Source organism: Thermomonas sp. HDW16 (assembly GCF_011302915.1).
Lineage (GTDB): Bacteria > Pseudomonadota > Gammaproteobacteria > Xanthomonadales > Xanthomonadaceae > Thermomonas.
In genome coordinates this window covers 54,408-68,810 of the sequence record NZ_CP049872.1, presented here as the reverse complement: position 1 = coordinate 68,810, position 14,403 = coordinate 54,408, and the positions used below count along the sequence as shown (strand labels likewise).

Sequence of the window (14,403 nt, the reverse complement as noted above, 5' to 3'; positions counted from 1 at the left end):
GCGGCATGACCCAAACCCGCCGTGAGACTTGGTTGTTCTGGCTGTTCGCCCTGCTGATCCTGGGCGCGGGCCTAGGCCTGCGCGATCCATGGCCGGCCGATGAGCCGCGTTTCGCGCTGGTGGCGAAACACATGGTGGAGAGCGGCGACTGGCTGTTCCCGCATCGCGGCAGCGAACTGTATTCGGACAAGCCGCCGTTGTTCATGTGGCTGCAGGCGGCGTTCCTGTGGCTGACCGGCAACCTGCGCATCGCCTTCCTGCTGCCCTCGTTGCTGGCGGCGTTGGGCACGCTGTGGTGCGTCACCGACCTGGGCGAGCGGCTGTGGACGCGGCGCATCGGCCTGTACGCCGGCTGGGCGGTGCTGCTCACCATCCAGTTCACCTGGCAGGCGAAGAAGGCGCAGATCGATCCGCTGGTGGTGTTCTGGATCACGTTGTCCTGCTACGGCCTGTTGCGGCATGTCTTGCGCGGGCCGGACTGGCGGATGTGGGCGCTGGGCTGGGCAGCGGCAGGGCTGGGGGTGATCACCAAGGGCGTGGGCGTGATTGCGCTGTTCCTGCTGCTGCCGGCGGCGTTCGCTTCAATGCGTGGTTGGCAGGGCGTGCGCCTGCATGCGCGCGAACCGAAGTTCTGGCTCGGTCCGCTGGCCTTCGTTGCCGCCTGCGGGGTGTGGCTGGTGCCGATGTTGCTCGCCGCGCTCGGCAATGGCGGCGCGGATTATCGCGCCTATGTCGATGACATCCTGCTGCGACAGACGGTGACGCGCTATGCGAATGCCTGGCACCACGGCCAGCCGCCCTGGTACTTCATCGAAGTGGCGTTGACCGCGTGGTTGCCGACTGTGCTGGCATTGCCTTGGGCGATCCCGGCGTGGCGCCGCCGCCTGCAGCGCCGTGATGCGCGCTACCTGTTGCCGCTGGCCTGGGTGCTGTTGGTGTTCGTATTTTTCAGCATCCCGTCCGGCAAGCGCGACATGTACATCCTGCCGGCGCTGCCGATGCTGTGCCTGGCGCTGGCGCCGCTGTTGCCCGGCATCCTGCGCAAGCGCGGCGCGCAACGTCTGCTGATGGGTTTTGTCGCGGTGTTCTCGCTGGCGCTGCTCGGCGCGGGGTTGGCGATGCTGTTCGGCGAACCCGGCTTCGAACAACGCTTCATGGATGGGCGCGATGCCGGCGTGGCACACGGGTTGGCGGCGATGTTCGTGGCCACCGGCGGCACCGGCATCGGTGCCTTGCTGTGGTTCGGTCGTCGCCGTGTACAGGCCGCGTTGGTGGCGATGCTGGCCACGTTGTGGGTGCTGTATTCGCTGATCGGTGCGCCGCTGCTCAATGACGGTTCGTCCTCGCGCGGGTTGATGCGCGAAGTCGGCGCGACCATCGGCCCGGACGCGCAACTGGGCCTGGTTGGCTGGCGCGAACAGCAGCTGCTGATGGCGGATCGCCCGGCCGCGGACTTCGGTTTCAAGCGCGATGCAGGGTTGCAGTTCGCCGACGCGCTGGCGTGGCAGCGGCAGCTGCCGGCATCGCGCTGGTTGCTGGTCGAAGGCAGCGTGCTACCGGCCTGCGTGGACAAGGCGCAGGCGCGCGATATGGGCAATGCCAATCGCCGCCAGTGGTGGCTGCTGCGTGCCGATGCGACGCAGGCCTGCCATGGATGATCCGGTCGCGCCCTGGTTGAGCGTGCTGGTGCCGGCCTACCGGGCTGAGTCGCATATCGAAGCCTGCCTGGTGTCGGTGCTGGCGCAGGCCGATGCAGGCGTCGAGGTGGTGGTGCTGGAAGACGCTTCCGGCGACGGCACCTGGGACGCGATCCAGCGCGTGGCGCAGGCATATCCGGGGCGATTGCATGCGTTGCACGCGGAGGAGAACCGCGGCGTGTCCGCGGCCCGCAACGCGTTGCTGGCGAACGCGCGCGGCGCACATGTCTGGTTCGTCGATGCCGACGACATCGTCGAGCCGGGCGCGATCGCGCAGTTGCGGCAGCTGTTGCAAACATCGAAGCCCGATCTGGTGCTGTGCGATTTCCGCTACCTCAACGGCACGCATGCGTCGTCGTTGCGCTGCACCTTCGCCGGGCCCGTCGATCGCGTGCTGCAAGAGCGCGGCACGCTGGTCACCGGACTGCTGGAAGCAGGTGAACTGCATGTGTGGTCGAAGATCGCACGGCGGGAAACCTGGTTGCGCGCACCGTTTCCGGAGGCGCGTTATTTCGAGGATATCGCGGTGACCCTGGCGCTGATTCGCGCAGCCGACAGTTTCATCCACGTGCATCGGCCGTGGATTGGTTATCGCCGGCATCCGGATAGCATCATGTCAACGATCACCCCGGCAAGGTGCGCCAATGGCTGGCCGCGGTGGAGGACTTGCGCGAGGGCTTGCGCGACGATGCCGCACTGCAGGCGCCGGCCGCGCGCCGCGCGCTGGACTATTTCAGCCTGCGCAACTTCGCATCACTGCTGCGGCACGCTGACACATTGCAGGCACAGGATGCGGCGTTGCGCGGCGACCTGGCGCAGGGTCATGCGCGGTTGTTCCCGCACGGCACCGCCGCCATCCTGCGCGGCTGGCGTCGGCGTGGTTGGTGGCTGCGGGCTTGGCGCGTGCAGCGCAGCTTGCGCAGGGCGCGGCTGGCATGAGCGTGGCCCGCAAGGTGCGCGTCCTGCACTTCGTCACCGGCGGCTTCTCCGGTGGTGCCACCCAGGTGGCGCTACAGCTGGTCAATGCAGCGCGCGACAGCGTCGACATCGAGCCTTTGCTGGTGTTGCGCCACAAGCGCCGCACGCCACCGGAGCGCATCGTCGAATTGCAGCGCGAAGGCGTGCCGATGCGGGTGGTGCCGGGTTGGTCGCATGCGGCGACGATCATCGCGCTGGTCAAGGCTTGCCGCGAGTTCCAGCCGGACGTGCTGGTGGCGCACGGTTTCAGTGAGCACCTATGGGGCCGCTATGCCGGCCTGCTGGCGAAGGTGCCGCACCTGGTGCATGTGGAGCACAACACGCGTGAGCGCTATACCGCGTGGCGACGTGCGCAGACTCGCTGGCTGGCGAAGCGCACGGATCGCATCGTCGGTTGCTCGGATGGCGTGAAGCAGGTGTTGCTGGACATGGGCATGCCCGTGGATCGCACCATCGCCATCCCGAACGGCGTGCGCCTGGAACCGTTCGCGCAGGCCGAGGCGCATCCGTTCGCGCAGCGCATTCCCGGCATCGTGATGGTGGCGCGTTTTTCCAAGCAGAAAGACCATGCCACGTTGTTGCGTGCAGTCGCATTGCTGCGCGAGCGCGGGCTGGTGCCGCCGGTGTTGTTGGCTGGTGGCGGCAAAGCGTTGCATCGCAAACCATTGGAGAAACTGGCGAGCGAACTCGGCATCGGCGAGCAGGTGCAGTTCCTCGGCGTGGTGCGCAATGTGCCGGAATTGTTGATGACGCATCAGCTGGCGGTACTCAGCACTCACTACGAAGGCATGCCGCTGGCGCTGATCGAGGGCATGGTCGCCGGTTGCGCGGTGGTCGGCAGCGCGGTGCCCGGTGTGCGCGAGGTGATCGACGATGGTGTCGATGGCCTGTTGGTGGCGGAAGCCGACCCGGCTGCGCTGGCCGATGCGCTGGAGCGCGTGTTGCGCGACCCCGAATTCGGTGCGCGTCTCGGCGCGCCGGCGCGTCGTGTGGCGATGGATAACTACAGCCGTGAATTGATGAACCAGCGCTATGAGGCGTTGTTCCTCGAACTCGCCCGCTAGCGCGTCGCCCAGTCCGCATGTCGGCGTTCCCACGCCCAGGCATGCGCGACGATGGTATCGAGATCCGCGTACAGCGGTTGCCAGCCCAGCGTTTTGCGCGCGGCGCCTGCATCGGCGACCAGTACCGGCGGATCGCCCTCGCGGCGCGGGCCGACGTGCGTCGGGATCGGATGGCCGGTGACCCGACGCGCGGCTTCGATCACCTCGCGTACCGAATAGCCATTGCCGTTGCCGAGGTTGTAGCGCGCGCTGCCGGCGCCATCCAGCAGCCGGTGCAGGGACAGCAGGTGCGCGTCGCAGAGGTCGGCAACATGGATGTAATCGCGCACACAGGTGCCGTCGGGCGTGGCGTAGTCCTCGCCGAACACGTTGATATGTGCGCGGCGGCCGGAGGCGACTTGCAGGATCAGCGGGATCAGGTGCGTTTCCGGTTCGTGACATTCGCCGAGTTCGCCGTCGGGATCGGCGCCGGCGGCGTTGAAGTAGCGCAGGCAGATCGACTTCAGTCCGTAGGCGCGGTCGTAATCCTCCAGCATCTGCTCGACGAACCACTTGCTGCGGCCATAGGGATTGATCGGCGCCTTCGGGTGCGACTCGTCGATCGGCACGTACTGCGGATCGCCGAAGATCGCCGCGGTCGAGGAGAAGATGAAGCGGTCGACGCCGTGCGCGCGCATGCCGTCGAGCAGTGTTTGCGTGGCGGCAACATTGTTGCGGTAGTACTTCGCCGGGTCGGCGACGGACTCGCCGACCTGGATGAAGCTGGCGAAGTGCATCACCGCTGCGGGTTTCGTCTCACGCAGCACACGATCGACGAAATCGGCATCGCCGATGTCGCCGACGAACAACGGCGCGCCCTGCGCGGCCTCGCGGTGGCCGCTGGACAGATCATCCGCGACGGTCGCGGCGAAACCCGCCAGGCGCAACTGCTTGACCATGTGCGAGCCGATGTACCCGGCACCGCCGACGACGAGGATGGATTCGGACATGCGGCGATTGTCGCCGATGCAACGCACCACTGCGCTGCCGTATCCTTCGCGCGATGACGACTCGCCCGATGACAGCCGCATACGATTTGCGCGACCTGCGCGCGCCGCTGCTGGCTTGGGCCGTGGCCGCGCTGCTCTCGATCTTCCTGCACGGGCCGGTGCCGCTGTATTCCACGCGCTCATTGGCGGTGGCCTGGGAGATGTGGGATCGCGGCAGCTGGCTGGTGCCGCTGTTCAATGGCGCGCCGTATTCGCACAAGACGCCGCTGCTGCCGTGGCTGAACCATGCCGGCTGGCTGGTCATCGGTGTGGGCGATGTGTGGCCGCGGGTGTTGATGGTCTTGCTGGGCACCATCGCCATCGCCCAGACCGGGTTGCTGGCGCGGCGGCTGTATCCGCACAGGCCGGACATGCCGGCGCTGGCGGCATGGGCGATGGCCGGCTTCTGGTATTTCTTCCTGTTCGCGCTGCAGATCATGTACGAGCTGCCGCTGACGGTGGCGGTGCTCGGTGGCCTGCTGGCGCTATGTCGGCGCGAGGGCGAGGCGTGGCGACCGTGGTGGCCCGGCTTCGCGCTGGCGGTCGGCTTCGGGCTGTTGGCGAAGGGGCCGGTGGCGCTGCTGCACCTGGGCATACCGCTGCTCACTGCGCGGTGGTGGCATCCGGTTGCGCGCGAAAACGGCAAGGCGTTTGCCAAGCGCGCCGGGCTGGCGGTGCTGGGCGGTATCGGCCTGTTCGCGCTGTGGCTGGTGCCGGCGGTCGTGCTGGGCGATCCGGAATACCGCAAGGCGCTGTTGGTGACCCAGACCGCCGGCCGCCTCAAGGACAGCTTCGACCATGCCGAGCCGTGGTGGTGGTACGCGCCGATGCTGCTGGCGCTGATGGCGCCGTGGTGGTGGTCGGCCTGGTGGTGGAAGCAGGTGCCGGCGCTGTGGCGCGATGCGGGCAATCGTTTCGCGTGGATCTGGGTGGTCGGCGTCGTGCTGTGCTTCAGCCTGATCAGCGGCAAGAACGCGTATTACCTGTTGCCGGATTTTGCCGCGTTCGCGCTGCTGTTGGCCGCCGCCGCGCATGCACGGCCGCGATTGGGCGTGATTGGCGGCGTGCTGGTGTTGGCCATCGCCGCGGTCATGCTGGGTGCACGCGTGCTCGCCGGTCGCATTGACCAGCCGTTCCCGGACGAGCTACTGCTGAGCCTGCCGATTGCCGGCGCCGTGCTGGCCGCGGTTGGCATCGGCATGTTGCGCTGGCGCTCGTTGCCGGCGCAGGCCGGTGGACTGCTGCTGGCGATCGTCGTGCTGCATGCGGCCGCCACTCCGCTGATCAAGAGCCAGTTCGATTTCACCCCCACCGCCAACGTGCTGGGCGAGGCCCAGCGTGCCGGCAAGCAAATCGCCTTCATCGGTGAATACCAACTGCAGTTCCATTTCGCCGGCCGCCTGCACGCTCCGCTGGTGGTGATGGACGAGGCCGATGCGCGCGCATGGTCGGCGCGCAATCCGGATGGGCTGATCGTGGTCAACACGCTGGACGATTGGCGGCATCCCGGCGCGCAACCGGTGTTCCAGCAGCGCTGGCGCACGCGCTGGATCCAGGTCTGGCGGGCGGGCGACTGGCGCGCGTTGCCAGCGCAGCAGTTACCTTTGCAGGCGGGTGCGGGCGAGTTGCGTTACCAGCCGCGCTGACATCGCCTCGGCGGCATCCATCGGCAGGTGGTACAGGTGCAGCGGCGCGCCGAAGGGTGAGGCGCCGGCGGTATCCAGCAACAGGTTGGCCATGCCCAGCCGGCGGTCCAGTGGCGATTGCGAAAGCCGCACTGCCTGGATCTTTCCAATCTCGGCGAAGTTCCAGCTCTTCGACAGCCAACCGTTGCGCCAGGCGACCATTCGCCCGTTGTCCGCATAGCCGCAGGCAGCGGCGATGCGGCGCGCGCGCCACAGCTGCACCGGCACCAACAGCAGGGCGAACAGGCCGATGTTGCCGAAACGCCAGAACAACGCGCCGGTAATGGCAAGCACGAACAACAGGCCGGGCACCGCGATCCGCAACCACGCGCCGCGATGCAGTGGCTGCCAGTCCAGTGCGCCCCAGCCGGCCTCGGGCAGGAAGTGCTGGATCAGTTCGTCGCAACGCTGCGGGGTGGCGATCGGCGCGATGTCCTTCAGCGTGTGCTGCTCCTGCGCGCCGCGCTGGCCGGTGGCGGTGTCCACGCGCAGGCTGCGGCGGCGGAACCAGCGGTGCAGCACGCCTTCGCTCAGCGACCAGGCCTGAATCCGGTGGCGCTTCGCGGAAGAGCGCGAACGTGCCAGCAGGCCGCGCTCGACGCTGATGCGGCCATCGTCCTCGCGCAGGGTGAAGCCGTGGAATTGCAGGATGGCGAGCGCGATCGACAACAAGCGCAGCGCCGCCAGTGCCGCGATGACCAGGGTGGCGATCGCCAGCCCGATCACCAGCGGGCTGTCGTGCGCGTGCTGGCCGATGGTGTCGGTCAGCCAGCCGAATACCAGCTTGCCCCAGCGCTCGATGAGCGTCGCGAAGATGTCGTTGCCGGCCTGCGCCAGCGCACCGAAGGCGGCGGCCACGACCAGCATGCCGCGGTTGCTGATCAGGCCCAGCCGGATCAGTTCACCAGTGGACAGCGTCAGTAGCGGCGGTGACTGTTCGGTTTCGTCTTCAAGGGCGGCATCGGCGGCTTGCCCGCGTCGCTTCACCAACGCTTCCAGTGCCAACGCCTGGTTCATCCGCAGCACCCGCATCTGCGCTTCCGGTTTGATTCCGCCGGCCGCCTCCAGCCGCACTTCGGCCACGCCGAACATCCGGTGCAGCAGCGACTGGTGGACGCTGACGTTGTGGATGCGCGCGAACGGGATCTCGCGCAGGCTGCGGTGCAGCCAGCCGCTACGGATGCTGATGCCGTCACTGCGCAGTCGATAGCGGTAGGTGAAATATTCGGCGAGCGATGCGATCACCAGCACGCCGACGGCGATCAAGCTCCACAAATCGTTGCGGTCGCCGCGGCCTGCGAACAACAGCACGATCAGCGGCAGGATGAATTGCTTCAGCTGTGCGATCAGCACGAACAGCCAGGACAGCGGATGCAGCCGGTGTTCCTGCCCGTCCTGCGGCAACGCGGCGGTGCCGATGGGTGCTTCGTTCATCGTTTACAGCGCGTCGCCGGCATCGTCGAGCTGGCGCGCCAGCGCATCGCGCAGCTGCTGCGCATCGGCTTCGTCCAGCCCGCGCACGGTGATCCCGCTCAGGTGCACGGCGGCGGTATGCACCACCAATGTCGCCAGCTTGAAGCGGCGCTCCAGCGGGCCGTGCTTGAGATCGACGTGCTGCACGCGACTGGCCGGCACGCGCGTTTCCCGCCACCACAGGCGGCCGGTGCGCAGCCACAGGCCTTCGGCATCCAGCTTCCAGCGCTGGTGGCGCAGGCGCGCACCGATCCAGGCACCGAATGCCGCGCTCAGCACCAGCACCACGAAGGCGATGCCGAAACGCGCCAGGCCGTATTCGTCCATCGCGAACAACGGACCGGCCATCGCACCGATCGCGCACAACGCGAACATCGCTGCGACGAAACCGGCATGCAGGCGCACCGCGCGCGTTGGCGGTGCATGCCAGGCGTCGAGTGCAGGCGTTGCAGGTTCGGGCGTGGCGTCCGCGCGGGGTGCGTCGAAATCAGTAGAGGTCAAGGTAGGGGTTCTCTTCGCCACTGCCGGGCGGGCGCAGCGTATAGCGTTTGTAGGTCCACTGATATTGCGCGAAGTCGCGTCGTGCAATGACTTCCACGCCGGCGTTGAGTGCGGTGACCGCGCGTTGCGGATCTGCATCGGCTACGGCGTCCGGCGCTGCTTGCACATGCAGGGCGAAGCGCGGCGGCGAGCTGCCGGGCAGGCGTTCGCACCAGCAGAACAGCACGCGTGCGCGGCTGCGTTCGGCCAAGCGCCCGAGCAGGGTCATGGTCAGCGCCTGCTTGCCGAAGAACGGGGCGAATTCGCCTTCGCCGGCCTTGGGTTGCTGGTCGGGCAGGATCCCGACCACGCCGCCCTTCTGCAGGCGCTTGAGCAGGGTACGCACCCCGGCGGCTTCGGCGCGGACCTGCTCCACATCGCCCCCAGCATTTGCCCGCACCCGGCGCAGGAAGGCCTCGCCGATGGCCGATTCCGGCGGCCGGTACAGGATCGCCAACGGGGTCTTCGAGGCCAACCATTGGTTGAGCATTTCCCAATTGCCCATGTGCGGTGCGGCGACGACCAAGCCGCGATCATCGGCAAGGGCGGCATCGAACAGGGCTTCGCCATGGATCTCGACGAGATCGGTCAAATTGCGCGCTCCTGGCCGCGTCCACAGGCGCAGTGTCTCGAAGGCCTGGCGTGCGGTGGTGCGCAAGATGTCGCGCAGCAAGGCGTCGCGCGCAGCGTGGTCAAGATCGGGGCGGATCAGCTCCAGGTTGCGGCGTGCGACGCGTGCCTCGCGGCCGTTCAACGTGATCGACAGCCGTGCCACGCCATCCGCCAGCAGGCGCAACAACGGCCACGGCAGGCGGGCCACGCTCCAGGCCAGGGCATACAGCAGGGCGGCGGCGACTTCGGTCATGGCGTTCAGTCTAGCCGCCGGGGCGGTTAGGCTTGCGCCATGCTCAGCCTGATCCAGCGCGTGACCGCCGCCTCCGTGACCGTGGACGATGCCGTGGTCGGCGCCATCGGCCCCGGCCTGCTGGCCCTGGTGGCGGTGGAGCCTGGCGACGGCGAGGCGCAGTTCCAGCGCATGGCGCAGCGGTTGCTGGGCTACCGGGTGTTCGCGGACGAGGCCGGCAAGATGAACCGCTCGCTGGCCGATACCGGCGGTGGCCTGCTGCTGGTCAGCCAGTTCACCTTGGCCGCGGACACCAAGTCGGGCATGCGGCCTAGCTTCACGACCGCCGCGCCACCGGCCGAAGCCGAGCGCGGGTTCAACCGCCTGGTCGAAATCTGTCGCGAATCACATTCGCCGGGGGTGGAAACCGGGCAGTTCGGTGCCCATATGGTGATCAGCCTGGTCAACGACGGCCCGGTGACGTTCCTGCTGCGCCCCTGAGAGCATTCCTGAACGGCTTTGCCCGGACGGAGCGGGGCCGGCACGGTATAATGCTTAGTTCACTCCGCGCGGCCTGCGTCGCGCCCTCGAAACGGTACCCGATCCATGGCCAACGAACGGCAAGCAGCCCCCCAGTCCGACATCAAGATCCTGATCAGCAAGGGTCTGGAGCAGGGCTATTTGACCTACGCCGAAGTCAACGATCACCTGCCCGACGACATGGTCGATCCGGAGCAGATCGAAGACATCATCGGCATGATCAACGGCATGGGCATCGAGGTGCATGAAGTCGCGCCGGATGCCGAAACCCTGCTGCTTGCAGGACAAGCCGCCAGCGGCCGTGAAGTCGACGACACCGCCGCCGAGGAAGCCGCTGCGGCGCTGACTTCGCTGGAAGGCGAAGGCGGTCGCACCACCGACCCGGTGCGCATGTACATGCGCGAGATGGGCACCGTCGAGCTGCTCACCCGCGAGGGCGAAATCGCCATCGCCAAGCGCATCGAGGAAGGCCTGACCCAGATGATGTCGTCGCTGGCCACCTTCCCGGCCTCGGCGCAGCTGTTGCTGGAAGACTACGAACTGCACAAGGCCGGCAAGAAGCGCCTGGCCGAGATCGTGGTCGGTTTCCTGGATGCCGAGGAACCTGTCGCCGAACCGCCGGCCCCGGCCGCTGCTGCCGAGGCGGAAGACGCTGACGATGACGATGCGGATGATTCGGCCGATGATGCCGAAGAAGCCGGCCCGACCGGCCCGGATCCACTGGAAGTCGCCGCACGTATGGAGGCGATGGCTGCCGCCTATGCCCGTTTCCAGAAGGGTTATGCCAAGAACGGCCCGTCGGCCAAGCCGGTGCTGAAGGCGCGCGAGGACATCGCCGAAATCTTCATGACCCTGAAGCTGCCGCTGCCGCTGACCGACACGCTGGTGCGCCAGCTGCGCGAAGTGGTTGGCAGGGTGAAGGAACACGAGCGCCGCATCCTCGACCTGAGCACACGCGTGGCGAAGATGCCGCGCAAGGACTTCATCAAGGCGTGGGACGGCAACCAGACCAACCTGGAATGGGTCGATGAGCTGCTGAAGCGCAAGCAGAAGTGGGGCTCGGCCCTGCGCGACGTGCGCGAGCAGATCATCGCCGAGCAGGAAGCCACCATCGCGCTGGAAAAGGCGATGGGCGTGACCCTGGCCGACCTCAAGGAAATCAACCGCGTGATGGCCTATGGCGAAGCCAAGGCGCGCAAGGCCAAGAAGGAAATGGTCGAGGCCAACCTGCGCCTGGTCATCTCCATCGCCAAGAAGTACACCAACCGCGGCCTGCAGTTCCTCGACCTGATCCAGGAAGGCAACATCGGCCTGATGAAGGCGGTCGACAAGTTCGAATACCGCCGCGGCTACAAGTTCTCGACGTATGCCACGTGGTGGATCCGCCAGGCGATCACCCGCTCGATCGCCGACCAGGCGCGCACCATTCGCATCCCGGTGCACATGATCGAGACGATCAACAAGCTCAACCGCATCTCCCGCCAGATGCTCCAGCAGTACGGTCGCGAGGCCACGCCGGAAGAGCTGGCGAAAGAGATGGACATGCCCGAGGACAAGATCCGCAAGGTCATGAAGATCGCCAAGGAACCGATCTCGATGGAGACGCCGATCGGCGACGACGAGGATTCGCACCTCGGCGATTTCATCGAGGACACCAACGTGATGTCCCCGATCGACGCCACCACCGACATCAACCTGACCGAGACCGTGCGCAGCGTGCTGGCCGGGCTGACCCCGCGCGAGGCCAAGGTGCTGCGCATGCGCTTCGGCATCGACATGAACACCGACCACACCCTGGAAGAAGTGGGCAAGCAGTTCGACGTCACCCGCGAGCGCATCCGCCAGATCGAGGCGAAGGCGCTGCGCAAGTTGCGTCATCCGTCGCGTTCGGAAACGCTGCGCAGCTTCCTCGACATCGAGTAAGCGCGTCGCATGAGTAAACAAAAAGCCCCGCGAACGCGGGGCTTTTTGTTGGCGCCACCACTACAATCTACGGCAGCGGGCCTATAGCTCAATGGTTAGAGCAGAGGACTCATAATCCTTTGGTTCCAGGTTCGAGTCCTGGTGGGCCCACCAAACGTTCGGCACTCAGCCGCCCAGCATCCGCCACAGCAGCCAGGCCGGTGCGCCGATGAAATACAGCGCGCGGGCGATGCCCTGCAACGCCGCGCGCACGGATCCGGCGCGCGACGATTGCAGCAGCAACGCGGCAAACGTGCCCAGTTCGATGAGCACGCGCAGCGCCATCGCGAACAGGCTCATGCCGATCGCCCATGCCGCCCACCAGATCAGCAGCCCCAGCAGGTAGGCCTGCAGGCCGAAGTTGTAGTACTCGCCGAAGCTGCCGCCATAGGCGATGTGCTGGTGCAGGCGAAATGCGGGCAATGCGAGCAGCAGCGGAAACAGTCCGAACTTGATCAGCGGATGATCGATGCGCCAGCGTGGCGCGGCGGCGCGTGCGAGGGCATCGGCCAGTGCGAAGGCTTGGGCCCGTGTCGGTGCCATCGCAGGTGCGCCTGCTTGCTTGAGCAGCGCGATCAGTTGGGCCGGATCGTTCGCGCCAGTGCCGCATCCCAGCCGTTCGCCCGATTCCACACGCAGGTCGATACCCGGCATCGGCACCGGCAACACCCAAGGAGTAATCGCGGCGATGTCCCGCACCGGCATGCTGCGGTGGTGACCGCGCCGGATCAACAGCAACGTATCGCCTTCCATTCGTGCCGTGCCTGTCCGCCAGCGCCGCAGGTACCAGCTACACAGGGCGGGCAGCATCACGCCAAAGCCGAACAGCTGCAGTTGCGCCAGCGAATGCACCTGCATGCCATCGCGCAGCAACATGCGCAGGGCGATCCAGACGAGCGTGGCAGAGGCGATGAGTTTCAACAGGCCCAGCAAGATGCGCAGCGCGGGTGAGAACCACACGATTTCGATCTGCCCCGGCACGATGGCCGCGGGGCTTGCCGCTACCGCAACGCGTTGTCCGCGCAATCGACGCCAAAGCGTGACCGTCGCGAGCAGCAGCAAGCCGATCAATGCGACTGCGCCGACCCAGTTTCCCCACGCCACCACCAAGGTGGGTGGCGGTGTGCGAATCGGCATCGATACCGTCAACAAGGCCGGTTCGCCGATGGCGGTGGCCGCCACGCGGGTGCCGGCAGGGTCGATGGCGGCGCTGATGCCGTTGGCGGTGACCCGGAACTGCGGCAAGCGCGTTTCGATGCTGCGGAACGCGGCAACCGCAAGATGCAGCTGCGCGCCCTGCGCATGCGCGCTGAACCAGGAATCGTTGGACATGCCGACGATGGCCTGCGCACCCAGCCGCGCGCCGTCGATGGCCAGCATCGTGTCGACATCGTCCAGGCAGATCAGCGGCTGCACCGGGATTTCGCGGCCGTCGGCCAGCTGCAGCGGGAATACGCGCGCACCATCGCCGCGCTGCCAACTGCCGGTCCACGGCAGCCAGCGGCGGAATCGCGGGCCATCCAGCCAGGCGGGCACGTATTCGGTGAGTGGAAACGGGTTCGCCTTGCGGTACATGCCCAGCAGACGACCATCGGGCGCGAGGAAGGCCGCCGCGTTGTACTCGCCGGTTGTATCGATGTCGTAGGTGCCGAACACCAATGGTGTGCGCACGCTGGCGACGAAATCGACGATCTCCTGGTCCAGCGCCGCGCCGTCCTCGCTCTTGGCATGGGCGAAGGTGGTGGGATACACGGTTTCCGACCACAGCAGGGCATCGGCACGTTCCTGTTCGACCGCCGCGCGTGACATCGCGAAATGCGTATCGAGGACTTCGCGCACCACCGCATAGGCGCCGCGTTCACGGCGCAGGCGCTCGTAGTCGACGATATTGGTCTGCACCATCGCCACGCGCAGCGGGTCGCCTTCACTGGCATGCGCGGCAATCGTGGCAGCGCGCCAGCTGCCGTAACCAAGCCATGCGATCGCTAGCGCGGCGATGGCGAACAACGGTCGCGCCCATACGCGCATGCCTGCATTGCGCTGTCGGATCGCGGTGGCGATGCCCTCGTTGATCAGCAGCAGCACGAAGGTGATGCCCGCCGCGCCGCCCAGGTCGGCCAATTGGCGCAACGGCAGCGAGGGATACAGGCCGTGGCCCAGGGTGTCGCCCAGCAACTTCGGCCACAGCCATTCGCAGCCGACCCAGGCGCAGGCCGCCGCCAATGCGCGCAGCATCGCGCCATGCCGTTGCCCGATCAGAGGGCGCACAAGAGCGAAGGCCAGCACCTGCGGCTGCAGCAATGGTGCCGCCAGCAGCAGGATCAGCCAGCCGGCGACGCTGCCAAGGCCGGTGAATTCGCCAATGGCGAAACCGAACCAGCCGAACACTGCGCCAACGAAGGCGATGCTCATCGCGATGCCGGCACCCAGCGCACGCAGCGATGTCTTGCACGCCTGCAGCGCCAGCAGCCACGGCACCAGCGCGACGAAGCCGAGCAGATAGAAGTTGCCACCGCGCGCATACAGGCCCAGCAGCAACGCGCTTGCCAGCACGCCGGCCAGCATGCGCAGGCCGGGAGAGAGGTGCAACGA

General features: G+C 66.9%; 11 protein-coding genes and 1 tRNA gene. 7 read left to right on the top strand and 5 right to left on the bottom strand.

Features of this window, described 5'->3' with window-relative positions:
- Positions 1-5 precede the first annotated feature (5 nt).
- From G7079_RS00330 to G7079_RS00320, 3 genes are all read left to right on the top strand, one after another.
- A complete protein-coding gene (locus G7079_RS00330) occupies positions 6-1,658 on the top strand; it encodes a glycosyltransferase family 39 protein (RefSeq protein WP_166054460.1) in 1,653 nt (550 codons plus the stop codon).
- A gap of 675 nt (positions 1,659-2,333) precedes the next feature.
- Complete coding sequence (locus G7079_RS00325; RefSeq protein ID WP_166054333.1) at positions 2,334-2,636, top strand: hypothetical protein; 303 nt, start codon at positions 2,334-2,336, stop codon at positions 2,634-2,636.
- Entirely contained in the window at positions 2,633-3,739 is a 1,107-nt protein-coding gene (locus G7079_RS00320; protein ID WP_166054458.1) for a glycosyltransferase, read from the top strand. The genes G7079_RS00325 and G7079_RS00320 overlap by 4 nt, the downstream gene beginning before the upstream one ends.
- Here G7079_RS00320 and galE read toward each other — a convergent pair.
- On the bottom strand, positions 3,736-4,728 hold the full coding sequence (gene galE / locus G7079_RS00315; protein ID WP_166054456.1) for a UDP-glucose 4-epimerase GalE: 993 nt from the start codon (positions 4,726-4,728) through the stop codon (positions 3,736-3,738). The two genes, G7079_RS00320 and galE, sit on opposite strands and share 4 nt — an antisense overlap.
- 68 nt (positions 4,729-4,796) lie before the next feature.
- Between galE and G7079_RS00310 the strand changes: the two genes are divergently transcribed.
- On the top strand, positions 4,797-6,413 hold the full coding sequence (locus tag G7079_RS00310; protein ID WP_166054454.1) for a glycosyltransferase family 39 protein: 1,617 nt from the start codon (positions 4,797-4,799) through the stop codon (positions 6,411-6,413).
- Here G7079_RS00310 and G7079_RS00305 read toward each other — a convergent pair.
- The 3 genes from G7079_RS00305 to G7079_RS00295 are packed head-to-tail and all read right to left on the bottom strand — an operon-like array spanning position 6,366 to position 9,330.
- Positions 6,366-7,886 carry a PH domain-containing protein gene (locus G7079_RS00305; RefSeq protein WP_166054452.1) on the bottom strand — a complete coding sequence of 507 codons (1,521 nt, stop codon included), beginning with the start codon at positions 7,884-7,886 and terminating at the stop codon, positions 6,366-6,368. The two genes, G7079_RS00310 and G7079_RS00305, sit on opposite strands and share 48 nt — an antisense overlap.
- 3 nt (positions 7,887-7,889) lie before the next feature.
- Positions 7,890-8,426: a PH domain-containing protein gene (locus G7079_RS00300; RefSeq protein WP_240906202.1), complete on the bottom strand. Its 537-nt coding sequence runs from the start codon at positions 8,424-8,426 to the stop codon at positions 7,890-7,892.
- Entirely contained in the window at positions 8,413-9,330 is a 918-nt protein-coding gene (locus tag G7079_RS00295) for a lauroyl acyltransferase (protein WP_166054450.1), read from the bottom strand. Before G7079_RS00295 ends, G7079_RS00300 begins: the two co-directional genes overlap by 14 nt.
- 39 nt (positions 9,331-9,369) lie before the next feature.
- Between G7079_RS00295 and dtd the strand changes: the two genes are divergently transcribed.
- From dtd to G7079_RS00280, 3 genes are all read left to right on the top strand, one after another.
- A complete protein-coding gene (gene dtd, locus G7079_RS00290; RefSeq protein ID WP_166054448.1) occupies positions 9,370-9,810 on the top strand; it encodes a D-aminoacyl-tRNA deacylase in 441 nt (146 codons plus the stop codon).
- 105 nt (positions 9,811-9,915) lie between these two features.
- On the top strand, positions 9,916-11,772 hold the full coding sequence (gene rpoD / locus G7079_RS00285; RefSeq protein WP_166054446.1) for an RNA polymerase sigma factor RpoD: 1,857 nt from the start codon (positions 9,916-9,918) through the stop codon (positions 11,770-11,772).
- Positions 11,773-11,849: 77 nt separating this feature from the next.
- Positions 11,850-11,925, top strand: a tRNA-Ile gene (locus G7079_RS00280).
- Between the two features lie 12 nt (positions 11,926-11,937).
- Here the strand turns inward: G7079_RS00280 and lnt are convergent.
- Positions 11,938-14,400, bottom strand: coding sequence for an apolipoprotein N-acyltransferase (gene lnt / locus G7079_RS00275; protein ID WP_206203219.1), 2,463 nt, complete (start codon positions 14,398-14,400; stop codon positions 11,938-11,940).
- Positions 14,401-14,403: the final 3 nt, after the last annotated feature.